26 protein-coding genes are annotated in these 24,749 nt (G+C 51.0%); 2 read left to right on the top strand and 24 right to left on the bottom strand.

Going from position 1 to position 24,749, the window contains the following annotated elements; translation table 11 throughout:
- Window positions 1-201: 201 nt before the first annotated feature.
- The 5 genes from DP091_RS23295 to DP091_RS23275 form a co-directional block, all read right to left on the bottom strand.
- Window positions 202-753, bottom strand: a complete 552-nt coding sequence (locus tag DP091_RS23295; RefSeq protein ID WP_113060491.1) for a GNAT family N-acetyltransferase — start codon at window positions 751-753, stop codon at window positions 202-204.
- Between the two features lie 41 nt (window positions 754-794).
- The gene (locus DP091_RS23290; RefSeq protein WP_258394664.1) at window positions 795-1,295 is read right to left on the bottom strand and encodes a GNAT family N-acetyltransferase; all 501 of its coding nucleotides are present in this window, start codon (window positions 1,293-1,295) and stop codon (window positions 795-797) included.
- A 12-nt stretch (window positions 1,296-1,307) separates the two neighbouring features.
- Complete coding sequence (locus tag DP091_RS23285; protein ID WP_113060490.1) at window positions 1,308-2,084, bottom strand: aminoglycoside 3'-phosphotransferase; 777 nt, start codon at window positions 2,082-2,084, stop codon at window positions 1,308-1,310.
- 166 nt (window positions 2,085-2,250) lie between these two features.
- A complete protein-coding gene (locus DP091_RS23280) occupies window positions 2,251-2,586 on the bottom strand; it encodes a DUF2642 domain-containing protein (RefSeq protein WP_113060489.1) in 336 nt (111 codons plus the stop codon).
- Window positions 2,587-2,706: 120 nt separating this feature from the next.
- On the bottom strand, window positions 2,707-3,525 hold the full coding sequence (locus DP091_RS23275) for a helix-turn-helix domain-containing protein (protein WP_113060488.1): 819 nt from the start codon (window positions 3,523-3,525) through the stop codon (window positions 2,707-2,709).
- A 188-nt stretch (window positions 3,526-3,713) separates the two neighbouring features.
- On the opposite strand from DP091_RS23275, the gene DP091_RS23270 reads away from it, so the two are divergent.
- Both DP091_RS23270 and DP091_RS23265 read left to right on the top strand, forming a co-directional pair.
- A complete protein-coding gene (locus DP091_RS23270; RefSeq protein ID WP_113060487.1) occupies window positions 3,714-4,172 on the top strand; it encodes a GNAT family N-acetyltransferase in 459 nt (152 codons plus the stop codon).
- A gap of 84 nt (window positions 4,173-4,256) precedes the next feature.
- On the top strand, window positions 4,257-4,739 hold the full coding sequence (locus tag DP091_RS23265; RefSeq protein ID WP_113060486.1) for a spore coat protein: 483 nt from the start codon (window positions 4,257-4,259) through the stop codon (window positions 4,737-4,739).
- Window positions 4,740-4,867: 128 nt separating this feature from the next.
- Here the strand turns inward: DP091_RS23265 and trxB are convergent, their stop codons facing one another.
- The 19 genes from trxB to DP091_RS23170 all read right to left on the bottom strand — a co-directional run bounded on the left by trxB (window position 4,868) and on the right by DP091_RS23170 (window position 24,543).
- Window positions 4,868-5,821, bottom strand: coding sequence for a thioredoxin-disulfide reductase (gene trxB, locus DP091_RS23260; RefSeq protein WP_090910383.1), 954 nt, complete (start codon window positions 5,819-5,821; stop codon window positions 4,868-4,870).
- 108 nt (window positions 5,822-5,929) lie between these two features.
- Window positions 5,930-7,666 carry a tetratricopeptide repeat protein gene (locus DP091_RS23255; protein WP_373456946.1) on the bottom strand — a complete coding sequence of 579 codons (1,737 nt, stop codon included), beginning with the start codon at window positions 7,664-7,666 and terminating at the stop codon, window positions 5,930-5,932.
- Between the two features lie 89 nt (window positions 7,667-7,755).
- Window positions 7,756-8,706: a ribose-phosphate diphosphokinase gene (locus DP091_RS23250; protein WP_071219453.1), complete on the bottom strand. Its 951-nt coding sequence runs from the start codon at window positions 8,704-8,706 to the stop codon at window positions 7,756-7,758.
- Window positions 8,707-8,880: 174 nt separating this feature from the next.
- Window positions 8,881-9,720, bottom strand: a complete 840-nt coding sequence (hisJ, locus tag DP091_RS23245; protein WP_113060484.1) for a histidinol-phosphatase HisJ — start codon at window positions 9,718-9,720, stop codon at window positions 8,881-8,883.
- A 12-nt stretch (window positions 9,721-9,732) separates the two neighbouring features.
- Entirely contained in the window at window positions 9,733-10,434 is a 702-nt protein-coding gene (hisIE, locus tag DP091_RS23240) for a bifunctional phosphoribosyl-AMP cyclohydrolase/phosphoribosyl-ATP diphosphatase HisIE (RefSeq protein WP_113060483.1), read from the bottom strand.
- Window positions 10,431-11,189, bottom strand: coding sequence for an imidazole glycerol phosphate synthase subunit HisF (gene hisF / locus DP091_RS23235; RefSeq protein ID WP_071219450.1), 759 nt, complete (start codon window positions 11,187-11,189; stop codon window positions 10,431-10,433). The genes hisIE and hisF overlap by 4 nt, the downstream gene beginning before the upstream one ends.
- Window positions 11,190-11,255: 66 nt before the next feature.
- Window positions 11,256-11,987, bottom strand: coding sequence for a 1-(5-phosphoribosyl)-5-[(5-phosphoribosylamino)methylideneamino]imidazole-4-carboxamide isomerase (hisA, locus tag DP091_RS23230; RefSeq protein WP_181469902.1), 732 nt, complete (start codon window positions 11,985-11,987; stop codon window positions 11,256-11,258).
- Between the two features lie 42 nt (window positions 11,988-12,029).
- Window positions 12,030-12,638: an imidazole glycerol phosphate synthase subunit HisH gene (gene hisH / locus DP091_RS23225; protein ID WP_113060481.1), complete on the bottom strand. Its 609-nt coding sequence runs from the start codon at window positions 12,636-12,638 to the stop codon at window positions 12,030-12,032.
- Window positions 12,639-12,641: 3 nt separating this feature from the next.
- Complete coding sequence (gene hisB / locus DP091_RS23220) at window positions 12,642-13,247, bottom strand: imidazoleglycerol-phosphate dehydratase HisB (RefSeq protein WP_009595657.1); 606 nt, start codon at window positions 13,245-13,247, stop codon at window positions 12,642-12,644.
- A gap of 60 nt (window positions 13,248-13,307) precedes the next feature.
- Window positions 13,308-14,591, bottom strand: a complete 1,284-nt coding sequence (gene hisD, locus DP091_RS23215; protein ID WP_113060553.1) for a histidinol dehydrogenase — start codon at window positions 14,589-14,591, stop codon at window positions 13,308-13,310.
- 124 nt (window positions 14,592-14,715) lie between these two features.
- The gene (gene hisG, locus DP091_RS23210; RefSeq protein WP_071219446.1) at window positions 14,716-15,363 is read right to left on the bottom strand and encodes an ATP phosphoribosyltransferase; all 648 of its coding nucleotides are present in this window, start codon (window positions 15,361-15,363) and stop codon (window positions 14,716-14,718) included.
- A 61-nt stretch (window positions 15,364-15,424) separates the two neighbouring features.
- Window positions 15,425-16,618 carry an ATP phosphoribosyltransferase regulatory subunit gene (locus tag DP091_RS23205; RefSeq protein ID WP_113060480.1) on the bottom strand — a complete coding sequence of 398 codons (1,194 nt, stop codon included), beginning with the start codon at window positions 16,616-16,618 and terminating at the stop codon, window positions 15,425-15,427.
- A gap of 364 nt (window positions 16,619-16,982) precedes the next feature.
- Window positions 16,983-18,209 (bottom strand): acyltransferase, encoded by a 1,227-nt coding sequence (locus tag DP091_RS23200; protein ID WP_113060479.1) that lies wholly within the window; start codon window positions 18,207-18,209, stop codon window positions 16,983-16,985.
- 181 nt (window positions 18,210-18,390) lie between these two features.
- Window positions 18,391-18,897, bottom strand: coding sequence for an acyltransferase (locus DP091_RS23195; RefSeq protein ID WP_071219443.1), 507 nt, complete (start codon window positions 18,895-18,897; stop codon window positions 18,391-18,393).
- Window positions 18,898-18,910: 13 nt separating this feature from the next.
- Complete coding sequence (gene ppaX / locus DP091_RS23190) at window positions 18,911-19,561, bottom strand: pyrophosphatase PpaX (protein WP_113060478.1); 651 nt, start codon at window positions 19,559-19,561, stop codon at window positions 18,911-18,913.
- A 7-nt stretch (window positions 19,562-19,568) separates the two neighbouring features.
- Complete coding sequence (gene lgt / locus DP091_RS23185; protein ID WP_113060477.1) at window positions 19,569-20,702, bottom strand: prolipoprotein diacylglyceryl transferase; 1,134 nt, start codon at window positions 20,700-20,702, stop codon at window positions 19,569-19,571.
- Window positions 20,703-20,722: 20 nt separating this feature from the next.
- Window positions 20,723-21,661, bottom strand: coding sequence for an HPr(Ser) kinase/phosphatase (hprK, locus tag DP091_RS23180; RefSeq protein ID WP_071219440.1), 939 nt, complete (start codon window positions 21,659-21,661; stop codon window positions 20,723-20,725).
- 434 nt (window positions 21,662-22,095) lie between these two features.
- Window positions 22,096-23,220, bottom strand: coding sequence for an ABC transporter ATP-binding protein (locus tag DP091_RS23175; protein WP_071219439.1), 1,125 nt, complete (start codon window positions 23,218-23,220; stop codon window positions 22,096-22,098).
- A gap of 108 nt (window positions 23,221-23,328) precedes the next feature.
- Window positions 23,329-24,543 carry a PucR family transcriptional regulator gene (locus DP091_RS23170; protein ID WP_113060476.1) on the bottom strand — a complete coding sequence of 405 codons (1,215 nt, stop codon included), beginning with the start codon at window positions 24,541-24,543 and terminating at the stop codon, window positions 23,329-23,331.
- Window positions 24,544-24,749 lie beyond the last annotated feature (206 nt).

The following is a 24,749-nucleotide window of genomic DNA, read 5'->3' as shown; positions in this document are numbered from 1 at the left end:
GCTGCAGCTGCAGCTCAAAGAGGATGGATCCCTAAGTTTTCAGAGCGTCCCATCTTAAACCATGATGATATGAGTATTTAAAGAAAATGCAAAAGAGTACGGTTTCCTCTAGGACCGTACTCTTTTGCTTCCTACCTAAACTGAAAACGCAGCACGTATAATCTTAGCCGCTCCGGCCCATCCCTTCAATGCCCAATCGACTTACTTTCGCTCTGCCCGATACTCCATAATCCAGCAGTCCCGCAGTTCACCTTCATGCTGTTCATGCTTCTCCAGCAGTCTGACCTTCCGGAAGCCGCACTTTTCGTAACAAGCAATCGCCCGTTCATTCCAAGCCTGCGGATCCATCACGATCCGATCAGCCTGCCTTTGAAACACGAGATACTCCACCATGGAAGTCATGAGCTTCGTACCGATGCCCCGATTCCAATAATCCGGCTCCCCGATGAATTGATCCGTGGCGAAGGTTCTGCAGTCTGCATCACTCCCGTTATACCCATACTCGCCTAGCGCCTCTTCATCCAGAAGATAAAACTGAATATACCCGATCGATATCCCCTCATATTCAATGATGCAGCGAGTCTCATCATCATCCACGTAAAAATGCTCCCGCACCCGCTCCACGTCGTGAGGATTGTCCCGTCCCTCATAATACTGCAGCACATCCGGATTGGACAGCCAAGAAGCTAAGGATATTTCATCCTTCTCCTCCAGCTCGCGAACCGTAATCGGTCCAGCCTCGTACACCAGCATCGCGATCCCCCTTCCCTTCTTAGATCCCCAATTCTTATTCTTCAGATTACATCCGCAAGCATCGTGATAGAGGTTCCGCTCATGCCCACCTCCTGAAATCCGAAACGCTCATATAATTTCATAGCGGCCGTATTCTCCGGAGCGACGCTTAACGATACCTTCTGAATTCCCTGCTCCTTCATTCCTCTGAACAATTCCTTCATCAGGGCCGTTCCGAGCCCTTGCCCGCGGGACTCCGGCAGCAGTGCCATGCCCAGTTCCGGAATGTCATCGCTCACGTAACCGAATCCTTTGTTCCCTTCATCAAAATAACGGATCGTAATCGAGCCTGTCGGCTTTCCTGCGGCATTCACGGCAATATAGCCTAAATCGCCCTCTCTCCCCCAGTTCTCCACATATTTTTTCATAAACGGTTCCTCGAGGATATCCCTGCTAAAAGGCTCCTCTCCCTCGGGCACATACAGGGACTCATACAGCATTTCCCGTAGAAAGGATACATCCTCCCGGCCAGCGACTCGAATATGATATGAATTCATGTGCATCTCCCTTTCCTCCTAGATACGATCCGTCAGTACAGTCCATAACGCCAATCTCTCCGGATCGAAATCGTTCCGGCCGTAATGGTCCAGAAAAATATCCCTATAGTCATCGTTCCCCAGGTTATATCGCAGCGTCCATATCCCCCAATAGAGGTCGTAGTGAAGGTCCCCGATCCCGCCATAACCCAGATCGATAAAACCTTCAAGCTGGAAATCCCTCATTATCAGATTCGGCAGACAATAATCGCCGTGGAGCAGCACATCATAGCCCGCTGTCCCCTGCAGCTTCTCAAGGCTTAATAGAACCTGTTCTCTTCCGCCCGGAAACCCTTCGTTATCTTCCGTTTTGTTCATGAAACTTTCCTGATATTCCTGGAGAAGTTCAGCCGTTCGATTCGGAAAGGGACAATCCGCAGCTGATACAGAATGGAGATAACGCAAACTTTCCCCAAACACGGCAGCCAGCCTCTTCGGATCATCAAGGTGTCCCCTGGACACCCCATCTTCACCCTGCAGAGCGACGGTCAGCAGGTAATCGTTCTCGCCATGCTGCTCATAAGCCAGCACCTTGGGAGCCAGGCCTTTTCCGTGCAGATAATCCGACATCATCCCTTCTCTCTTAAGTTCACCCCGTTTCGTTATCTTCAAAAACATCGGTTGGTTCGCTCCCTCGATGTACAGGGTTTTGGCCTGTTCCGATGAGCTGCTGTCATAGACGGCAGCATTCTGGATATATGGCTGCAAGCTGGCAGGCAGCGACTTGATGTCGAATGGAATTCGTACTTTTTTCATCGTTCCTCCACACCGACCCCAATCGGTTCGGCCCCAGTTCAATAGAATAAAGACGCCCCTATCGGAACGCCTTCGGATCTGTACTGTATGAATTGGCGATTTGCCGGCCTAATCCTTCCCTTCCAGCCGGTAATTTTTCGTTTAAACTATTTTTGCTCCCCTTTGATCAGAACGGAACTCCTTCGAAGTACACCACCTCAGCCAGACGAATGTGCAGCGCTTTATGATCCCCGACCGTCAATTGAAGATGGTCCACCGCAACGCCGGATAAGATCCCATCGACTTTCCCCGCGGTGGTCATAATGACCACCTTGGCTCCTTTATGCCGGAGCAGATGTTCAATAAATACCGGTTCAACCAGCGCTGCGTAGTGGGCTGGCTGCGGAATTGCTGGAATACGCGGCGCGTAATTCGGCGATATAGGTTGAGGCGGGGGATAGGCATAGTAACCCGGTGCATAACCCGTCGGGGCTGGATAACCGAAATGGTTTTGGTTGTTCATGAAAGACCTCCCATGCCGATATGATTCCTACACCCTTATGTATGTCCGGAAAGGGGCCGCTATGTTAACAATCCTCATATTTATGTGTAAAAGCAGGCAGACCGCCTAACTTCCCTTCCGTTACGCCTTCTGCGCAATCAACTTACTCATCGCATGCCGGTGCGGGATGCCCGATGAGTTACAATCAAAAATTACCTCCGGGCAGCTGTGAATCAACCAATCGTGGTAATGCGTCATAAGCTCCCCGGATTTCCAGTCGTAAGCGTACGGCTCATCCTCGGGAGGAGGCGCAATGAACGGCTTTTGTACGAACACATTAAGGCAATGAAGCCCCTCTGCCGACGTGAATTTTTTATAATTAGCAAAGATCTCTTCACGATACTCGGGTCTGATATAATGCAGAACGCCGCTGGAATACAGCACGTCAAACTCCGAATCCAAACGGTAATCCGAAATATCCGCCTTAAATACGTTCACGTGAACCCCAATATGATCGGCCAATTTCTTCGTTTTCTCAATCCCCGCATCCGAAATGTCGAATGCTGTGACATCATAGCCGTTACGCGCAAAAAACACGGCATCCTTCCCTTCCCCGCACCCGATATCCAGCAGCTTCACCCTTCTTGTGGGAGGGATCATTTCAAGTACCTGATAACAGGCCGCATTCGGCTCCGTGCCCCAATAGTACTCCGGTGTTTTGTACTCCTCTTCATATATGCTGATTGGCTTGCCCGTCACGGAATAACCAAACAATTTATCGATGCTGACATCAAGCAGCTGTGACAGCTCCGGAAGCAGCGCTATATCGGGCATAGTCTGTCCCGTTTCCCATTTGGACACCGCCTGGAACGTAACGCCCAGCTTGTGGGCCAATCCCTCTTGGGTGAGCCCCCGTTCTTTGCGGTATCGATGAATGTTTTTGGCTAACATGTCTCTCATATGTATCACGCTCCTATATAACCACATTGTAGGTGCCCTGCGTAAGGCATACAATAACCTGATTATTGAATCCCGGAAAAATTCAACCGTCAGTTGAGAAATCATCCAAATCCAGGAAATCGATGGCCAGGCATGTTACAATAAACCTGTTTTTACAATCACTATAGATGATAATGAGGGAGAAACTCGTGAACATTAGAAAGCTGAATACTCTTGAAAAACCCCCAATGGACCTGCTGCTGCTTGCAGATCCATCGATAAGGCTCGTAGAGGACTATGTAAAGCGCGGTCATTGTTATGTTTATGTTGCTGAAGAGGACACGCATCCCATCGGGGTCTACGTTTTGCTGCCTACAAGGCCTGATACGATCGAGCTCGTTAACGTTGCTGTAAGCGAGAATCTGCACGGCCAGGGATATGGCAAACAGCTTGTGAATCATGCCATCGGGCAGGCCCGAGAGCTTGGATATGCAACCATTGAAGTCGGAACAGGGAGTACGGGCGTGGCGCAGCTGGCGCTGTATCAGAAATGCGGGTTTCGGATGACAGGCATCGACCGGGACTTTTTTGTCCGTCATTATGATGAAGAAATCTACGAAAATGGCATGCGGCTGCGCGATATGGTGCGGTTATCGCAAGATTTGTAAGTTTTGTGGCTGGGCAGTTGCACCATTCCTCCATCCCGTGAATAGGCTATCGCATATTGATTATGGAGGAGAATCTACTTGAGCATGAGTCAAAATCCGAGGCATCTCGCTTGGCATGAAACGCTGGAGATTCATGAATTAACCGCCTTTCAGGCAAATAACCTGATGGGGTTCAAGATGTCATTGCATGATATCAAAGACCCTCAGCTCCATGGACTGTACACTGAGGCGATCCAAGGAGTAGAACAAAACTTGAGAGAGCTCTTACCTTACTATGCTGAAGCGCCGACAGGAACCCGCAGTCTTTCCGGAGCCGATTTGACGGCATATTACGCAGGCCATTTGCTGGGCTTCGCCAAAACCTCCGTCCGCAGTTACGCCATCGCCATTACCGAAGCCGCAACGCCAAGCGTAAGAGAAACCCTGCAGAAGCAATTGAACAAAGCCATTGAACTGCACGGGAAGATCTTCTATTTCATGTATGCGCGCGGTCTGTATCCTTCTTACAATTTGAAGCAGCTCCTGGAGAATGACGTAAAGAATGCCAACAAGGCATTAAGCCTGTAACCTCAGCAAAAAAAGCCCCGGGCTACACAAGACAGGTTATGTACGAGATCTTAGTCTCGCCAAAACCGTCTGCTGTATAGCTCAGAGGCTTTTTCTATTTCACACATCATCCCCCAAAAAGTCAGGAATTATTTATTCAGCGTTTCGCTCCAGTCATGCACCATATGGCCTTCGAGATATTTCTCGCAGTCCATTGCGGCCATACAGCCTGTGCCGGCAGCCGTAATGGCTTGGCGATAACGTGTGTCCTGGACATCGCCGCAAGCGAATACGCCCGGGATGTTCGTCTCCGTCGTTCCCGGCTTAACCAAGATATAGCCTGTCGGATCGGTTGTAATCTGATTGCCAAGGAAGCCCGTATTTGGCGTGTGACCGATGGCCACGAATACGCCCTCCGCTTCAATCAGTTCTTCTTCTCCGGTCTCGTTGTTGCGGACCTTCAACCCTTTTACACCGGTTTCGCTGGTAACCACCTCAATCGGCGTACGGTCCAGAGCCCACTGGATCTTCTCGTTCTCACGTGCGCGATCCTGCATGATCTTGGATGCACGCAGCTCGGTACGGCGATTAACAACGGTTACGCTGGAAGCAAAACGCGTCAGGAAGCTGGCTTCTTCCATCGCGGAGTCGCCGCCGCCGATGACAATGATTTTTTTCCCGCGGAAGAAGAACCCGTCGCATGTGGCGCATGTGCTTACGCCGCGACCAACGTTCTCCTGCTCTCCCGGAATTCCGAGATACTTCGCGGAAGCTCCCGTCGAGATAATCACGGACTCAGCCAGAAGCTCGCCCATGCCCTCGACATTCACCTTGAACGGACGTTCGGAGAAATCAACAGACTCGACCCAGGCGCTCTTGAACTCGGCACCGAAGCGCTCCGCTTGTTGACGCATATTATCCATCAGCTCGGGACCCATGATTCCTTGCGGAAATCCGGGGAAGTTCTCAACCTCCGTCGTTGTCGTAAGCTGACCGCCCGGCTGCATTCCCTCGATAACGAGCGGCTTCAAGTTCGCGCGTGCCAAGTAGATGGCTGCCGTCAATCCGGCAGGTCCTGTTCCGATTACGATTGATTTGTACATAGATACGGCCTCCTTTAAGGTGTCGATTTCTGTTACGTGCTCCATCCTTCTAGACTTATGGAATCTTCATGTACCAAGTCTCCTAAGTATCCGAATATGGGTTCTTACTTAAATGTTTTCCGTAAATGGCCGGAAATTATCATCCGGCTGTGCTTTCGTTTCACATACGCTATCCATTTGACGTGCATAACGGCTCACCGTTGATGGCGAAATGCCGTAACGGACAGCTACCTGTTCATAGGTCAGGGTTCTTCCACGCTTCTTGGCCGTCAAATATTCCAATGCCGCTGCCCAGCCCTCCACATTCCGAATGTTCGGAATATCAGGGTACAGCCGGCTCAGGAACTCGGACCAGAGATTCTCCATCTCTTTTTTCCAAAAAGCGTCTACCCGCATGTCCATGGTCTGCTCTGCCCTCTCCAGCACCGCCTTCCAGGAAGGCAGCCAATCCGGCAGTACTTCGCGGGTCTTGCCGCTGGATATCTCGCGATCGTCGCGGCGTTCCTTCAGCCGATTGCTTGCAGCCTCCATCTGCTGGAGCACCAGGCGGGCGGCATCCTTCAGCCCCGCATCCTCTCCCGGTTCCTGCAGGAACGATTGCAGCGCGTGCTGCACCTCTTCATCGGCAATCAATTCCAGCGTCCGGATCACCTGCAGCTTGGTATGCGGATCCCCATGTCGAAGCGCCCAGAAGAACGAAGATCGAATCAGCGGATTTTGCTTCGCTTCCTCCGTCAATTTGTCGCCGTCATGCTCCCAGCGTTTGAACTGCTCTTCGAACGGAAGATGATAGTGATAACTCACCTTCATCTGATCCGTACCGGTCTCTTTACGCTTCTGCAGCTGTGCCAGATAGAAATCCGGAATCACCGAATCTCCATCCAGCTTCAATGCTTGCCGCCAATATTTCTCGGCCCTGTCATAATAACCGCTATTGCATGCCGCCACGGCCGTGTAATGATACAGGCTAGGATCTCCGCTAAACTCCTCATCCTTCAACAACCGGCGAAAATGACCGTAGGCAATTTCGTGCTGCCCCAGTATTCCCATCGTTGTCGCCAGCTTAAACACATGCTCCTGATGGAAAGGAACCGTCACCGTTAGCATGTCCATTAATCGGTCGCGCTGCTCCTGATTTCCTTCATGCTGAAAGAAGATAGCCAGATTGCATAGACCGTGCAGATTGCCCGGTTCCTGATCCAACACCTCGCCAATGGTGCGCTTCGCGGTATCAAAGCGTCCCATATAATAATAGGCTAGAGCCAGATTGTTGCGCGCAGCCAGAAAATCCGGATTATCCTTGACGATTTCTTCCAACAGCTTGACCGCTTGTGCGAATTTCCCTTCCTCCAGCAGCGCCCGCGCATGCTCATGCTCGACCACGCCTTCACGACTCTTGATCCGGTTCAGCTTGGCTGGACGATTCAGCTCGTAGTGAAGCAGCTCCATCATCTCCTCAGCCTCATCCAAAAACTGACCGCTCGGGTCTTCCTCCAGATAAGTAACAAGCGCTTCTTCCGCTTTCTCGAATTGTTCCATATTGGCGTAATTGTTCGCCATATAGAAGTAGCACTCCGTCATCAACGGGTCAACCTGCTCCAGAATGTGAGCCAGCACATCGTTGGAAGCTTTATAATCTCCCGTTTCTGATAATATACCCGCCATATTGCAATGATTCACCGGATTATCCGGTTCATATTCAACAGCTTTGCGAAAATATTTCAGAGCCTTGTCATATTGGAAACGATCAAGCGAACGAACCGCGCGATCGAAGAAGAAATTGGCATTCATCTCGATAGATATAACATTGTGGGGGTCACTGGACCCATATGGATGACCATTCACGAAAAGCAAGGCACCTCCTTTAACTTGCTCCTCTATCCACAACAGTATAACACAAGTTTCAACGTCATTTGCAGAAAAAAGACACCAGTTTACACACCGGCGTCTTTGAATAAAGTGGCGATCGATCCGCCCTCGATAATAATATGGGTTGCCTGGGCTAACATTGGCGCTACGGACAGCACCTTAAGCCGCATCTTACAGTGATGATCCGGGAGCACAATAGAGTCTGTGACCACGATTTCCTCGATATGTGCATGGTCAAGGCGGTCAAGTGCTTCACCTGAGAAAAGGCCATGGGTCGCGCACACAATGGCATCATTGGCTCCCCGTTCCTTTAAGCTTTCCACCACTTGCACGATGGTGGTTCCCGTATCAATCAAATCTTCGATAATAATCGGCGTGCGACCCGCCACGTCCCCAATGACATGGGTAATTACCGCTTCGTTATGGGCAGGACGCTGCTTGACCATCATGGCAAACGGCGACCCCAGGCGGCTCGAAAGCTTCTCGGCCGTCTTCGCCCGTCCGGCATCGGGAGAAACGATAACCGGATTCTCGATATTCTTAGACTTCAGATACTCCGTAATCAAATCCAGTGCAGTCAGATGATCTACCGGTATATTGAAGAAGCCCTGAATGGCTGGCGCATGCAGATCGATGGTTATCACGCGGTTGGCACCGGCTGTGGTCAGCACGTCGGCTACCATTTTGGCCGATATCGGTTCACGCGGCGCTGACTTTCGTTCCTGTCTGGCATAACCGTAATAAGGCACAATGATATTGATCGTTCTGGCAGAAGCGCGCTTCGCGGCATCAATCATCACCAATAGCTCCACGAACATTTCATTGATAGGGTGAGAAAAGGACTGCAGCAGGAAAACATCGCAATTGCGGATGCTCTCTTCAAAGTGCACATAAACTTCGCCACTCTGAAAGCGGGAAATCTTGATTTTTCCCAGTTCAACTCCCAACTGCTGACTGATATTTGCGGCAAGCGTCGGATTTGAAGTGCCGGCGAACAATCGTAATGAACGATACATGAGGACCTCCTGACGAGAGTGGATGGATAATGTCGGCTGATGCAGCGATCTCGTTGAAAGCGCTATCGTCAAATCAGGCCGTTCCCGCCTCCGTCAACCTCTTCGAAGAAGGGTCTCTAGGAGTAGAAAACAGCCGTCTGCAATAAACCTGTTTGCAATTAATGCTTTTCTTTATTATACATGGTTTCCCTCAACATTCAAAAGCACCATCTCCCGCTTCCGGTTACGGAAGGTTGCAATCTCCCGAACGCCAAGCTCCGATAGCAGTGCCCGGGCCTGATCCAGATGCTCGCCCAGCTTCATCGGCTGGTGGGCATCCGACCCTAAAGTCAACGGAATGCCAAGCTTCATCGCTTCTTCCAACATGCGACGGCTTGGAAACATTTCCTCACAGGCCTTCGATAAGCCGGAGGCGTTCAGCTCCATCGCCTTTCCGCTCCGGGCCACGGCTGCAAGCGCGGCTTGCTCCAGAGCAATCACTTCCGGTTTCTGCTCGGGGCCAGGCCCATAACCGAACCGCTTGATCACGTCCAGATGGCCCATGATATCGTAGAAGCCGGTCGCGGCGGCTTTCTGGACCGCATCATAATATCGTCTATAAACCTCAAGCGGATCCTTGCCCTCCCAGCCTCGGGTCTGACGATAATCCGTAATATCCCATTCACCAAGAAAATGTACGGAGCCAATGACATAATCCCATGGATAGTCATTCACAATCCGCTCGATCTGTTCTTCATAACCCTCGATATAATCGCCTTCGAGTCCGATCCGGATGTCAATCTGCCCTTGGTAGCGTTCCTTCAGCTGCAGGCACTCTTCCACATAACGCGGCAGTTCCTCCATCGACATGGCCATTTCCGGATAATACGTTTCCGGGTTGACGTGAATCAAGGGCATATGATCCGACAAACCCAATTGATCCATCCCGAGTTCAATGGCGCGCCGTACATACTCCTCCAGCTGCCCCTCGGCATGTCCGCACCGGGCATGGTGGGTATGGTAATCAATATGCATCGGTAAGCCTCCCTAATCGCGGCGCGGCCGTTCATGGCGGCGGCTTAGCTCATCCATGATCTCATCCAGCGGGAGCTTCCGCTCCTGGAGAAGTACCAGCAGGTGGTAGATCAGATCGCTGATTTCAAGCTTAAGCTCGGCGTTGTCTTTATTTTTGGCGGCGATGATCGTTTCCGAAACTTCTTCGCCCACCTTCTTAAGGATTTTGTCTACCCCTTTATCAAAAAGGTAAGTCGTATAAGCCCCTTCAGGCCGCTCCACTTCACGCTGGGCAATAACCTCTTCCAGCTCGGCAAGAACCGCAAACCGCCCGCTCTCTGCAGCTGCACGGTTGTTCACAGGCTCGCTCTTCTGCCCCTGAACCGTAATCTCATTGAAGAAGCAGGTCGTTTGTCCGGTATGACAAGCCGGTCCTTTCGGATTCACCTGCAGCAAGAGGGTGTCTCCATCGCAATCGTACGTCATGGAAACCACGGTTTGGACGTTCCCGGAAGTTGCCCCCTTATGCCACAGCTCCTCGCGCGAACGGCTCCAGAACCAAGATTCGCCGCTTTCCAGCGTCAAGCGAAGAGACTCCCGATTCATATAAGCCATCATCAGCACTTGCTTGCTCTGTGCATCCTGTACAATCGCCGGCACCAGGCCCGAGGCATCCCAACGGATATGCTCGCTGACCTGCTCCAGGGATAAATCCTTCAACATATCTTCGCTCACCGTATATCCACTCCTTTTTGACTAAGCTGCAACTTCAGATGAGGAATCGAGATCTCTTTATAATGAAAAATCGTTGCGGCAAGACCCGCATCCGCCTTGCCCTTGGTGAATACGTCATAGAAGTGATCCTCTTTGCCGGCGCCGCCGGACGCGATAACCGGGATCTGCACCGTCGAAGATACGGCAGAGGTTAGCGACAGATCGAACCCATCCTTCGTTCCATCCGCATCCATGCTGGTCAACAAAATTTCGCCCGCACCCAGGCTTTCCGCCTGCTTTACCCAATCCAGCGCTTTGATGCCGGAAGGCGTACGTCCGCCGTGCGTGTACACTTCCCATTCTCCCCACGCTTCGTTGTACTTGGCATCGATAGCCACAACGATGCATTGGGAGCCGAATTTGCGCGCTCCGGCCGAGATAAGCTCCGGCTGCTTGACCGCTGCCGTATTGATCCCAATCTTATCCGCGCCAGCCCGCAGAATCCGCTTCATATCCTCGACGGACGAAATGCCTCCACCCACGGTAAAAGGAATGGCAATTTCCCCTGCCGTTCTCCGCACGACTTCCTCCATGGTCGCTCGGCCTTCGACCGATGCCGAAATATCCAGAAAGACTAGCTCGTCTGCGCCTTCCCGGTCATAGAGCGCAGCCAGTTCCACGGGATCGCCCGCATCGCGGAGATTCACAAAATTTACGCCCTTCACCACCCGTCCGTCCTTGACGTCCAGGCAAGGTATGATCCGTTTTGCCAGCATGCCTTTCCCCTCTTCCCCTATGAACTCTATCGATCAATCGCTTTTGAACGGAACCTAGGTCCAGCCTCACTTGATTCGAGTAATGGCCTCGTTCAGACCAATATTGCCTGTATACAGTGCCTTGCCTACGATTGCTCCGCCTACACCGTCACCGCTATGCGCGCTGAGTGCCAGCAAATCATCCAGCTTCGTCACGCCGCCGGAAGCGATGACCGAGCGGCCGCTGGCTTTGGCAAGCGAGACAATCCCCTCCACGTTAGGCCCCTGCATCATCCCGTCACGGGAAATATCGGTAAAGATGAAGGTTTCGGCTCCTTTGGCTGCCAGCTCCTTAGCCAACACCTCGGCTTGAACCTCGGACGTTTCCAGCCAGCCTCTAGTTGCCACGTATCCGCTTCGCGCATCGATCCCGATGGCCACCTTATCCCCGTACTTGCCCAGCACCTCTTCCGTAAAGACACGGTCTTCAATCGCCGCCGTACCGATGATCACCCGGCTGACGCCAAGCGACAGCAGCCGCTCCACATCCGCCAGCGTGCGCAGGCCTCCTCCTACCTGAACCGGAACCTGGACGCTGGCTGCGATCTTCCCGATGATATCGTCATTTACCGGATGGCCTGCCTTCGCTCCGTCCAAATCCACGAGATGAATAAAGGTGCCGCCCTGCTCTTCCCACGATTTGGCTACCTCCAGCGGATTATCATTGTATACCGTTTCTTGATTATAATCGCCTTGCACGAGTCTGACGCATTTGCCGCCACGAATATCGATTGCCGGATATATGATAAAAGAGGACATCCCCATTCCCACTTTCCTTCTGGTCTATTTGATCGCCTTACATTACGTTAAAGCCAAGAAATTGCGAAGCAGGCTCATCCCAAGCTCCCCACTCTTCTCGGGATGGAACTGCATGCCATACACCGAACCGCGGCCCACGATGGCCGTTACTGGCTGACCGTAATCGGTAACCGCCAGCAAATCAGCCTGAACCTCAGGAAGAACATGATACGAATGGACAAAATACACATGACCTTCCTCAAGTCCCGCAAACAGCGGATGCTCCCGCTTCTCGAACTGCAATGAATTCCAGCCCATATGCGGCACCTTGTAGTCACCACCCGTAAACCGAACAACCGATCCGGGCAAAATATCCAGCCCTTCAAACTGGCCATGCTCCTCGCTCCGGCTGAACAGGAGCTGCATACCGAGACAAATTCCCAGCAGCGGCTTCCCTGATTCCGCAGCATCCTTCATGACCGAGTCCAGCGAGGTTTCACGCAGCTGCTCCATGGCATCGCCGAACGCGCCGACGCCCGGCAGAATGATGCCATCCGCCGCCAGAATCGCCTCCCGCTCCCCCGTGACGAGCGGCTCATACCCAAGCCGCTCCACTGCTTTGCTCACGCTGTGCAGATTGCCCATGCCATAATCCACGATTGCAATCGCCATCGATTAGAGCACTCCCTTCGTGGATGGGACGCCCGTCACCCGCGGATCCACGGTAGTCGCTTCATCCAATGCACGGCCGAGCGCCTTAAATACCGCTTCAATCATATGGTGGGTATTGTGTCCGTAATGAACGATGACATGCAGCGTGATACGGGCTTCCAGCGCCAACTTCCACAGAAATTCATGAACAAGCTCGGTATGGAAAGAGCCTACCTGCTGCGAAGGATATTCCGCTCGGTACTCAAAATGCGGGCGGTTGCTGATATCCACAATGACTTGAGCAAGCGCCTCATCCATCGGTACAAACACGCTGGCATATCGCTTAATACCCTTTTTATCGCCCAGCGCCTCGCGGAACGTCTGCCCCAGGCAAATCCCGATATCCTCCACCGTGTGGTGGTCATCGATCTCAATATCTCCCTTCGCTTTCACGCGAAGATCAAATTGGCCATGCTTCGTAAACAAATCAAGCATATGATTCAGAAACGGCACATCGGTCTCCAGCTCCGAGATCCCGGTTCCATCGACATTGAAATCCAGGGCAATATCGGTTTCATTGGTTTTGCGGCTCACGCCGGCTGATCTTGCTGCTGCATCCAAACTGCTCACGTTGACTGCCTCCTCTATACATATCTAATATAACGAATCATCGATGCTCCTCTTTATTGATTAACGCTCCTGCTCCAGCCGAATCTCGATCGCCCGGGCATGGCCTTCAAGCCCTTCGCGCCGGGCCAGCTCCATAATCTGCTCGCCGTCGCGCAGCAGGGCTTCCTTGCTGTAGTAGATCAAGCTCGATTTCTTAATGAAATCGTCCAGATCCACCGGCGACGCAAACCGTGCCGTCCCATTCGTCGGGATGATATGATTCGGCCCTGCAAAATAATCACCTACCGGCTCCGAGCTATATGGCCCGAGGAAGATCGCGCCTGCGTTCTCGATCTGGCCCACGATCGCCAGCGGCTCCTCCGTCACGATTTCCAGATGCTCCGGCGCTAAGCGGTTAATGACTTCAATCCCTTCCCGAAGGGATTCCGTGACAATCACCGCGCCGTAGCTGTCCACGGAGGCCCGGGCGATGTCGCGCCGCGGCAGCAGCTCAAGCTGCCGCTCTACTTCGGCGGCAACCGCCTCACCCAGCTTACGTGAAGGCGTTACGAGAATGGCCGAAGCCATCTCGTCATGCTCTGCTTGGGAGAGTAAATCCGCCGCAATGTACGAAGCGTCCGCGCTGTCATCGGCTAATACCGCAATCTCGCTCGGACCGGCCAGGCTGTCAATATTGACCGCACCATATACTTCTCGCTTGGCCAGCGCAACGTAAATATTGCCGGGACCGCAAATTTTATCTACGGGGGAAATGGTCTCCGTACCGTAGGCCAACGCCGCAATCGCCTGAGCTCCTCCAACGCGGTAGATCTCCGTAACGCCGGCTTCGGCCGCAGCTACCAGGATATAAGGATCAATCCCATCCTTCCCGCCGGTTGCCGGGGGAGTGACCATGACAATCTCGGGCACGCCTGCCACTTGCGCCGGGATTACGTTCATCAGCACGGACGAAGGATAGGCTGCCTTTCCTCCGGGCACATATACACCCACGCGTTTCAACGGACGGATGATCTGCCCTAAGATGCTGCCGTCGGCTTGAAGATCCATCCAGGAATTCCGCTTCTGCTTCAAATGAAAAGCGCTAATATTAGCCGCAGCTGCCTGAATCGCCTTTACAAACGAAGTCTCCACATGATCATAAGCGACTTTGAGCTCTTCGTCCGTTACGCGAAGCTGATCTGCGGTCAGACGGACACGGTCCAATTGCTCGGTATGCCGCAGCAAGGCAGCATCTCCTTCGGATCGAACATCGCGCACGATCGCCTTCACGACTTCATTCTGCTCTGGTGTGCCGTAATCATTTTCCCGTTTCAGCTGAAAGTCCCTTGCTGATACAACCTTCACCTTAATCTCCCCCAATCCCGCTGCTTGCATCACAACTGTTCTCGATACAAGCATATCGTTTCTGACTCAATCGATAATTGATCTGTCCGATCACCGTGCTGATCCTGGTTGATACCTGTGTATCTTAGCGCTGTATATTCGCTCCCTCAGACATAATGACCGTTTGCAGACGATCGCATAATGCCTGAATTTCATCATTCTTCATCCGATAGCTGACGCGATTGGCAATCAGGCGACTTGTAATCTCAAAGATGCTGGTCATTTCTATCAGTCCGTTCTCCTTGAGCGTTTGGCCTGTTTCCACCATATCCACGATACGGTCCGCCAACCCGATAAGGGGTGCAAGCTCAATCGAACCGTTCAGCTTAACCACCTCAACCTGCTGGCCTTGTTCACGGAAATACTGCGAAGCGACATTCGGATATTTGGTGGCAACCCGCTGCCGAATGCCCGGCTTCCAGTCCGGCAAGCCGATAACCGACATCCGGCACCTTGCGATGCCAAGATCGAGCAGCTCATAGACGTCTTTGTTCTCTTCCATCAGCACGTCCTTGCCAACGATTCCGATATCCGCGACACCGTATTCCACATAAGTCGGCACATCCACCGGCTTTGCCAGAATAAATTCCATTCCTGCCTCCGGCAAGGGAATGACCAGCTTGCGCGTCTCATCCACATCGAGGGGAATCGGAAGTCCGGCTGAACGGAACAGCGCGGATGCTTTTTTGTATATACGCCCTTTGGGCATCGCTACTTTCAACGTTTCCGCCACGTTCAAATCCTCCTGACCTTGACCTATCTAAAATAGGGTGATATATCAACGTATCAACGTTCTATCGAAGGGTAATGATCTCCTGGTAGCCTCTGTTAAGCAGACTGCCGGATACGACGGGCATGCCTTCATCGCGAATATTTGCCGAATCCGGAATGATCGAAGTAATGACGGTATGGCCCTGTGCGCGTAATTCTGACGCTTTGGCCAAACCTTCCTTGCGATAGGAAGCCGTGTAACGGATCAGAATGGGCAGCTCTTCCGCAATCTCTCCTCCCTGAACCCCATCCAGAATGCGATTGGTCTTAAGCGCAAAGCCGGTTGCCGGAACCGCACGGCCAAACTGTTGCAGCAGCTTGTCATACCGACCGCCGCTCGCGACGGGTGAACCAAGTTCAGCAGCATAGCCTTCAAACGTCATACCGGTGTAATAGGAGAAGTCTCCGAGCATCGTCAGATCAAACAGAACATGCCTGGAGACATCGTATGCCTCCAGCACCTCCCATACTCTGCACAGATGCTCAATAGAAGCTCTTGCGAGATCGTTGCTGCTAATCTCAAGTGCCTGCCCGGCAATCTCCCGGCCCCCGCGCAGCTTCAGGATTCCCTCCAGTTGGTCCTGCTGTGTCTCCGTAAGGAGCAGACTGGCAATGGTGTTACGGTATCCGACATAGTCGCGGTTCAGCAGGTCCTGCTTCAGGCTCTCTTGATCCTCCGTCCGCTCAGGCAGCACTTCCTGGAGCAGGCCATTAAGGTAACCCATATGCCCCATCGCGATTTTGAATTTCTCCACGCCTGCCGCCTTCAGGGATTCGATCGCCAGTGCAATCACTTCGGCATCGGCCTCCGGCGTATCGTCGCCTACAAGCTCTACTCCCGTCTGGAAGAATTCAGCCTCCCGGCCCGCCTCCTCTTCGATTGCGCGAAATACATTCGCATGATAAGACAAACGCACCGGTAACGGCTCATCCTTCAGCAGCGACGACATGACCCTTGCTATGGGGGCGGTTAGATCGGACCGCAGCACCATGGTCGTTCCACGCTTATTCAATAATTTAAACAGTTTTTGGTCCGACGTAGAGCTTGCCACGCCTACCGTATCGTAATATTCCATCGTTGGTGTCATAATCTGCCGGTATCCCCAGCGGTCCATACATGCCAGCACTTCACGTTCAATCCGGCGCAGCTTCGTGACCGCATGAGGGAGATAATCACGAACACCTGCCGGTTTCTCGAAGCCTTTCGGTTTAGACATGACGCTCCACCTCAAATTCAGAAAAGTCTTTAATATGGTAAAGTGGTACCTTGCTAATAAATTAAAGGATATTGGCTATATTACCATGAACTCTGCCCGATCGTCAATGCATAATGAACGCTTCCTGCTGTGTATCGTTCTCTGTTGTTCTTCACCTTAGCCGCCAAAGAATTCGCTTAACTTCTGGGTATAATTGTAACACAAGAACAAGCTGGAGTGGCTTGCTTGTCTGTGGGTTGGGTATCGTATGTTTTGGGCCACTCCGTCATTCTCAGGATGATCTAATCATACAAAAAAGCCGCCCGATTGCCGGACGGCTTTGCTTCATAATGTCTGGTATGAATAAAGAATATGCCTGCTATGATTATAGATCAACTGATTTCTTGCTGTCGCCTGCAACGGTGTCTTTTCTCTGCGATGGCGCTTTTGGAGCTTTGGATGATGGCTTCAATGATCGTGGAACGCTGCCAAGCAGCACCCAGGAGCCTGGAATCCATCGGAACACTGTTTGTACGACCAGCGCACTAACAATCAGCGCAGTTACCATGCCGCCATAAATCCAGATGAGATAATCATCGGTTACCGGATTCAGCTTGAGATCGTACTCCCGATACAGGAACAGCCAGAGAGGATGCACCAGATAGATCGCGAAGGACAACTCGCCAATCCGCGTCAGCACCTTCACGATCAGTCTCCAACCGCTGTTATACAGCCAGCTGGCCAGCTGCATCAGCACAATGGCGGAGAAAACCGTGTGCAGATTCCATAACAGCTCGTACAACAGGGAGTCGTATTTGGCACCGTGCAATCTCTGATTGTACCAAATCTGCACGTGCGTCAGCGCCATCGCGAGCCAGCCCGCCCATAACACGACTGTACCTGCTCTTTGACCTGACGTCTGCTTTTTCCAAGATGACGTAAGCCAGCCCTTGAATTTGTCGTAATTCATCGCCAGATAAGCACCCAGCATATAGTAGGCTAAATACGAGATCGCCAAGCTTCCTTTAAACGTGTAGTGCAGCTCGTATTTATTCCATATGATAAAGCCCCATTGAAGCAGGAACCCGATGGGAACCGCCCACCGTACGAGAAACCGGGACGATTTGAACAGCTTGAGGAAGATCGGAAACAGGATGTAGAACTGCAAGCTAATAAACACAAAGTATAAGTGCGTGTAGTTCTGCCCCCGAATCAAGCGTTCAAAGAATATCGGCATCTGTGCCCATAGATCAAATGAGCTGTTGAGCAACCCGTTCTGATACATCCGCACAAAGAAATAGATGATCGAGAACAACACATAAGGCAGCAGAATGTACAAGAGCCGCCGTTTGTAGAAGTTTTTGATCAGATCCTTAGTCAGCGGCCGGTCCGCATAGTTATAGAACAGCACAAAGCTGCTTAGGAATATAAACGAGGGTGTGCCGTATTTAAAGAAAATATTCAAAAAATTAATAATATAATAGAATCGCGAATCAATCGCATCGACCGTTGCAAATGAAGTCGCATGAACGTGAAGCACGCCCAGGATGGCCAGCGCGCGATAAATATCGAGCTGCGGGAGCCTTTCCTTTTTGTTCAGCGTTGCACTCATGTCAGGCGTCGCCTCCTTGTTTTCAAGTTTTTTCATAGAGTCATGGTATAAGGATAGGCGGGCAAAAAAGTCCCTCAAGGCTATCATACCCAGGGGACTATTGAATCGCTTTGTGTCATGTTATCCTCTACTCATTCTACAATAATTCAGGTAGCTTGAGAACCTAACTTGTCACATTACCTCAAATTGACTCACTTTCCGTTGATGTCCTCTTCAGCTCTTGCAATGGATTGCCGCCTACAAAAACACCCGGTGCCACATCTTTATGTACGACAGACCCTGCAGCAACAACCGCTCCATCTCCGATCGTTACACCAGGCAAAATCGTGGTGTTCGCGCCGATGAGTACGTTCTCCCCGATCCGCACTTCACCCAGACGATATTCCTTTATTAAATACTCATGGGCAAGAATCGTTGTATTGTAGCCGATCACCGAATTCTCGCCGATGGATATTTTCTCCGGAAAAAACACATCCACCATGACCATCAATCCAAACGCGGTATGCCTCCCCACCTTCATCCCGAGCATATGGCGGTATATCCAGTTCTTCAAGGGCAGAATAGGACAATAGCGGGCCAACTGGATAAAGATGAAGTTCTTGACGCCTTTGAACGGGCTCACGGTGCGGTAGATTTGCCATAACGCGTTGGGCCCTTCTACAGGATAACGGGTAATCTTTCTGGCCATGCTGCCAAAACTCCTATTCCTCTTGAAGTCCTACGATCTCATACAGGTCTTTCATATCTTTTAAAACATAATCCGGACCATACTCCATCAGCTTCTGCTCACCCTTCAGGGACCAAGCTACAGCTGCTGCCTTCACGCCCGCCGCCTTGGCAGATTGAATGTCGACTGGGCTGTCTCCGATCATCAACGTCGTAGCCGGATTGGCGCCCAGCCGCTCGATCGCCGTCAGAACAGGCTCCGGGTGCGGTTTCGGATGCTCGACGTCGTTCACTGTCACAATCGCCGACATGAAGCGCTCCAGATCGTACTTCTCCAAAGTCATCATCGTGGAGGGACGGATCTTCGTGGTTACGATCCCCAGTGAAAGCCCGTGACGATGAAGACGCTCTACCACTTCATTTACATGGGGGAACGGTCTAACCATCTCATCATGATGAAGCGTGTTAAAGGAACGGTATGCTTTGATAAGCGGACTTACGTCCTCAACGCCTCCCGAGAAAGCCTGCAGCTGCTGCTCCAGCGTGGTTCCCATATGTGGAATGATCTGCTCCCTGGTTAACGGTCCTGGGGCCTGAGCCTCGAAGACATGGAGAAACGACGAGATAATCAATTCATTCGTATCAATGATGGTTCCGTCCAAATCAAACAGTACGGTTTCGATCATGCTGCAACTACTCCTTTTTGTCTTCCGTATCTGGTTTTATTGCCGGAGTATCTTCTACTGGGGACGGTTTGACTTCCGTCTCCTGGACTTGGGTTAGAGGGCTTTTGTCAGCCGTCTCTGCTGGCTCTGCTGCCGGTTTGTCCTGCTTAACAGGTGCCTGCGCAGATGACTTCGCGGCTTTATTGGTCTGAAGGTCCGCTTCAGGCGTAGGACCTGCTCCGGTCTTCGTTGACACGATGGGGTCCAAATAACGCACATTGGCGCGACCCGTTACACGGCGCACAATGATCAGTACGATGCCTCCAATGACAATCAATACAGACAGCAGCTGGGAGATCCTAATATTGCCGTAAGCCGGGTCCAGATGGCCCAGTTTAAAGCCCATCCAAGTCATCGGTGCCCATAACGTATTGTTAATGAAGTCGGCAAGTCCGGCTGCGCCTTGGAACGCCAAACTGTCCGTGCGCACCGCTTCAATGAAGAATCGGCCGATGGAATACCAGATGAAATATCCGATGAAGAGCTCGCCTGCGCGCAGGAATTTCTGTCTGCGAAGAATAAGCAGGATGACAATACCGACCAAGTTCCATAAGGATTCATATAGGAAGGTAGGATGATGGAATACGCCTTGTACATTCATTTGATTGACGATGAAATCAGGCAGGTGCAGCTGCCCGCGTAAAAAGGACTCGCTGACAGGACCGCCATAGGCCTCCTGGTTAACGAAATTCCCCCAGCGACCAATGATTTGGCCGGCCAACAGAGACGGAGCACAGATATCAGCAATCCGCCAGAATGAGTAGCCTCTTCTACGTACAAAGATCAAAGCGCAGATAATGGCCCCGATGAGAGCACCAAATATCGCAATCCCGCCATTCCATGTTTTGAACACGTCCAGGAAGTTGTCCTTATAATCTTCCCATTTAAATGCTACATAATAAATACGTGCACCAATAATTGCCGAAGGTACGCCAAGCAATACCAAATCCATAAAGAACTCCTGCGGAATGCCAAAACGCTTCCCCTCGCGAATGGCCAGCAACAGCCCCACCAAAGCACCCAGCCCTAAAATCAAGCCATACCAATGAACACGCAGCGATCCGATGGAGAACACCACCGGATCGATGAGCAATGTTTGCATCACTTATAACCTCCCTAGTCCTAGTCCAAATCGTCCATATCTTCAGCGATCGTAGCTGTCAGTTTGTTCGTAAACTGCAGCGCAGCATTCAGTCCCATTTGTTTCAGTCTGTAGTTCATAGCTGCCACTTCAATAATAACCGCAAGGTTACGTCCTGGACGAACCGGAATGGTGACCAGAGGGATGTCCGTCTCAATAATTCGTGTTGTTTCTTCATCTAACCCCAGTCGATCATACTGTTTATCCTGCTGCCAGGCTTCCAATCGAACAACAAGGGTAATCCGTTTATTGTTTCGAACGGCGCCTGCACCGAATAACGTCATTACATTAATAATACCGACTCCGCGAATCTCCAGAAGATGGCGAATGAGCTCCGGCGCCGTACCATGCAGCTGAAAATCCGATGTCTGACGTATCTCCACCGCATCGTCCGCAATTAATCGGTGTCCGCGTTTGACGAGCTCCAGTGCCGTCTCGCTTTTCCCGATACCGCTTGAGCCTGTTATCAGCATCCCTACGCCATAAACATCGCACAATACCCCGTGGATGGTTGTAGTTGGTGCAAGTTTGCGTTCCAGAAAGCTTGTGAATCGGCTTGTCAGAATGGTTGTTGCCATGCTGCTGCGCAGTACAGGCAAACCTCTCTCATTCCCGAGTTCCACCAGTTCTTCCGGCACCTCCAAGGAACGTGTTACCACGATGCAAGGTGTTTCTTCCGTGCACAGGCTGCGCATACGCTCTTTACGCTCTTCCGGCTTCAGCATTCCGAAGAAAGCCAACTCGGTGCGCCCCATAAGCTGAACCCGTTCCCGCGGATGGTATTCAAAATAACCGGCCATTTCCAATCCCGGGCGATTCAGATCGTCCGTTGTAATCTGACGTTTCAAGCCTTCCTCACCTGCGATGACCTCCAGCTGAAACTGCTGGACCAGCTCGGATACCTTTACTTTCTTGGCCATGGTCTTACCCCTCTTCTTCCATTGTATGTTGACATCACAACGGAACCGCCATATGGCACGGCCCGTCTTGGATGATATATTTCATCATTCAGTTATTCCTAAAGAGCAGTTCTGCACACTTATCTGCGATCTGGCAATTATCATAAAATATGCTCAACATCCCATATGTTCAATACTTATGTATGCCTTGCTTTGTGCTTATCTTATCGAAAAAAGCCAATGAATGCAATTCTAACCGACTACTCCATTGCGGCATTAGGCTTATATAGGGGTGTACATTAAATAGATTGCTACCTATGGAATACCTCTACTGGAAACGGCAAAGGGGATCTAAACCTTTTTAAGGGCGTGAATGCTAGTGTGTTATTGCCTTTTACTCCTAAAAAAACCGCCCCTTGAGGGGGCGGTTTTCAAGAGATCCCGATTGCTGAAGATTAATCTTCGAGCAATACGTTCAATTCAGACTCTTTATCAAAGATATGAACTTTGTTCATGTCGAGTGCCAATTTCACATTGTCGCCTTCGCGCGTAGTCGAACGTCCGTCTACACGGCCGATAACCGTATCGGTGCCCAAGCCGCTCAGGTACAAGAGCATTTCGTGACCAAGGTTCTCGGTTACATCGACTTTTGCAGAGAAGATCGTGTTCGGGGAAGCTTCCAGGAAGACTGGCTCTTCATGAATATCTTCCGGACGAACACCCATAATCACTTCTTTGCCAATCATGGATTTATTTTTGAGCAATTGTGCTTTACCACCTGGTACTTGAACGTTCAAGCCCTGGGAAGTGAAGTATACGCCACCGTTTTGCTCGGACAATTTACCGTTGATGAAGTTCATGGTTGGGGAACCGATGAAACCAGCAACGAACAGATTGTTCGGATTGTTGTACAGTTGCTCTGGGGAATCCGCTTGTTGAATGATGCCGTCCTGCATAACAACGATACGGTCACCCATTGTCATAGCTTCTGTTTGGTCATGCGTTACGTAGATACAAGTGGTTTCAAGACGCTTAACCAGCTTGGTGATTTCGGCACGCATCTGACCGCGGAGTTTCGCATCCAAGTTGGAAAGCGGCTCATCCATCAAGAAGACTTGTGGATCACGGACAATCGCACGACCCAAGGCAACACGCTGACGCTGACCACCGGACAGAGCTTTTGGCTTACGCTCAAGCAAATGCTCGATATCCAGGATTTTTGCTGCTTCACGTACACGCTTATCGATTTCGTCTTTCTTCACTTTACGGAGTTTCAAACCGAATGCCATGTTCTGATATACGTTCATATGTGGATACAAGGCGTAGGATTGGAATACCATCGCGATGTCACGATCTTTAGGCGCTACATCGTTAACAACGCGGTCGCCAATGTAAAGTTTACCCTCAGAAATTTCCTCAAGACCTGCGATCATACGCAGTGTCGTGGACTTACCGCAACCGGAAGGACCTACCAAAACCAAAAATTCTTTATCTTTAATATCCAAATTAACGTCAATTACAGTTGCTTTATCCGAACCTGCATACTTTTTGTAAATATGCTCTAAGCGTACACCAGCCATGTGCATTTGCCCCCTCATATGAATGTTATGAAATCGAATACAATTAATTTATAATCTTATATTACCCCATAGACACCTGACTTGCTATACACAATCTGCACAAAAAACCTATTTCCTTTTCGTCACTTTATACAATAGAAGCGTTATTTTCACTAAAACCGCATCACTGAAGCTGCGAACATCTAACCCTGTCTCCTGTTTAATCTTATCCAGGCGGTACAGCAGCGTGTTACGGTGGATATACAGGTGTTTGGCCGTCTCACTCACGTTACAATCCAATTCGAAAAAAGACTCCAGCGTTGACAACGTCTCGCTATCCTCGAACAAATCGGTATGGCCGGCAGCGTACTCGCGCAAGAATTGATTGCGCTGGTACTCGGGAATGCTATAAACCAGACGCTCCAGATGAAGCCCGGTCGACAGATGGATATGTTCCTTGACCTGGAACGTTCGGCCGATGGTCATGGTCTCTCTTAGCATGCTAACGGTCTGTGGCAGAGCATGCAGCGCATTAACCGCCGGTATCGCAGAGATATGGAAATCCCCCACCCATTCCGTTGAAATCAGCTCGTAGAGCCCCATACAGAATAAGGAGAGCAAATCCTGGTCGCCTTCCAACGAAGTATCCTCTTTATCATCCGTCGTTATACCATCCAGCAATTCTTGGTTCGCTAGGATAATCCATTCCTTATCAAGCAGCGGCACCAGAATGATGTCCCCGCCAAAATAACTGCGCAGTAATCGATGCAGCGCCTTATAGCTTGGAGTGGGAGCATGCTCGCTCTCATGAATTAGAAGAAAGGGAACCATGTCCTCTGTCAAACTTGTCCGAATCAACATTTCATCTGGTATTTCAGCAAGCAGTTCACCGGCTTGCAGGCGTTCCTGTAACCAACCACCTAACTGCTGGGCTCGTCGTTCTTCTTCAACCTTACCGGCATTCTTGGGCACTCCCCCTGGCATCGAATCCTGCAGGCTCGACAATAGTAGAGTTATAAGTCCAATCTCCGACTCCGTCAAAGCACCCTGATCCGCTACGATGACCCGGCTAGGTTCCTGTGGATTCACTGGAATCCAAATCTCACCCAGGTCCTTGTGAGCATAGGCTTCGTTAACCCTTTGTGATTTGTGCGAGGTTCCGTTTTCTACACGGTTTTTGGGCCCCTGGGCTCCTACCTCATGACCAATCCGATCACCGAATGGCGGTGAGGTCGCCATTGATTTTGTTAACCATGCCGCTTCCTGATCATTCAATGTTTTTAAACCGAGTGAGGTACCCAAAGTCTGCTCCAGTTTCTGAACGATGTGCTCCATCTCCACCATTGATGACTCCACCACTTTATCGTTTTTTCTTATTTTAGCATAAGACCCAGTACAAGCGACAATGCCTTCTCTCTAAGCCCATTTACATTGGACAAAAACAGCTTATAACAACACAAAAAGAGCCGTCAACAATGTTGACGACTCTTCGGATGAGCCATGAAGGACTCGAACCTTCGACACCCTGATTAAAAGTCAGGTGCTCTACC

It is taken from the genome of Paenibacillus sp. MDMC362 (genome assembly GCF_003269305.1).
In the GTDB taxonomy this organism is placed as follows: Bacteria; Bacillota; Bacilli; order Paenibacillales; family Paenibacillaceae; genus Paenibacillus_AQ.
This window is presented reverse-complemented; position numbering and strand designations above follow the sequence as displayed.

Bases quoted from the DNA above. Each gene is read 5' to 3' on its own strand.
- DP091_RS23295 (WP_113060491.1), bottom strand. From the start codon at position 753: ATGCTGGTGTACGAGGCTGGACCGATTACGGTTCGCGAGCTGGAGGAG.
- DP091_RS23290 (WP_258394664.1), bottom strand. From the start codon at position 1,295: ATGCACATGAATTCATATCATATTCGAGTCGCTGGCCGGGAGGATGTA.
- DP091_RS23285 (WP_113060490.1), bottom strand. From the start codon at position 2,084: ATGAAAAAAGTACGAATTCCATTCGACATCAAGTCGCTGCCTGCCAGC.
- DP091_RS23280 (WP_113060489.1), bottom strand. From the start codon at position 2,586: ATGAACAACCAAAACCATTTCGGTTATCCAGCCCCGACGGGTTATGCA.
- DP091_RS23275 (WP_113060488.1), bottom strand. From the start codon at position 3,525: ATGAGAGACATGTTAGCCAAAAACATTCATCGATACCGCAAAGAACGG.
- DP091_RS23265 (WP_113060486.1), top strand. From the start codon at position 4,257: ATGAGTCAAAATCCGAGGCATCTCGCTTGGCATGAAACGCTGGAGATT.
- trxB (WP_090910383.1), bottom strand. From the start codon at position 5,821: ATGTACAAATCAATCGTAATCGGAACAGGACCTGCCGGATTGACGGCA.
- DP091_RS23250 (WP_071219453.1), bottom strand. From the start codon at position 8,706: ATGTATCGTTCATTACGATTGTTCGCCGGCACTTCAAATCCGACGCTT.
- hisJ (WP_113060484.1), bottom strand. From the start codon at position 9,720: ATGCATATTGATTACCATACCCACCATGCCCGGTGCGGACATGCCGAG.
- hisF (WP_071219450.1), bottom strand. From the start codon at position 11,189: ATGCTGGCAAAACGGATCATACCTTGCCTGGACGTCAAGGACGGACGG.
- hisA (WP_181469902.1), bottom strand. From the start codon at position 11,987: ATGTCCTCTTTTATCATATATCCGGCAATCGATATTCGTGGCGGCAAA.
- hisH (WP_113060481.1), bottom strand. From the start codon at position 12,638: ATGGCGATTGCAATCGTGGATTATGGCATGGGCAATCTGCACAGCGTG.
- DP091_RS23205 (WP_113060480.1), bottom strand. From the start codon at position 16,618: ATGTCTAAACCGAAAGGCTTCGAGAAACCGGCAGGTGTTCGTGATTAT.
- DP091_RS23200 (WP_113060479.1), bottom strand. From the start codon at position 18,209: ATGAGTGCAACGCTGAACAAAAAGGAAAGGCTCCCGCAGCTCGATATT.
- DP091_RS23195 (WP_071219443.1), bottom strand. From the start codon at position 18,897: ATGGCCAGAAAGATTACCCGTTATCCTGTAGAAGGGCCCAACGCGTTA.
- ppaX (WP_113060478.1), bottom strand. From the start codon at position 19,561: ATGATCGAAACCGTACTGTTTGATTTGGACGGAACCATCATTGATACG.
- lgt (WP_113060477.1), bottom strand. From the start codon at position 20,702: ATGCAAACATTGCTCATCGATCCGGTGGTGTTCTCCATCGGATCGCTG.
- hprK (WP_071219440.1), bottom strand. From the start codon at position 21,661: ATGGCCAAGAAAGTAAAGGTATCCGAGCTGGTCCAGCAGTTTCAGCTG.
- DP091_RS23175 (WP_071219439.1), bottom strand. From the start codon at position 23,220: ATGGCTGGTGTACGCTTAGAGCATATTTACAAAAAGTATGCAGGTTCG.
- DP091_RS23170 (WP_113060476.1), bottom strand. From the start codon at position 24,543: ATGGTGGAGATGGAGCACATCGTTCAGAAACTGGAGCAGACTTTGGGT.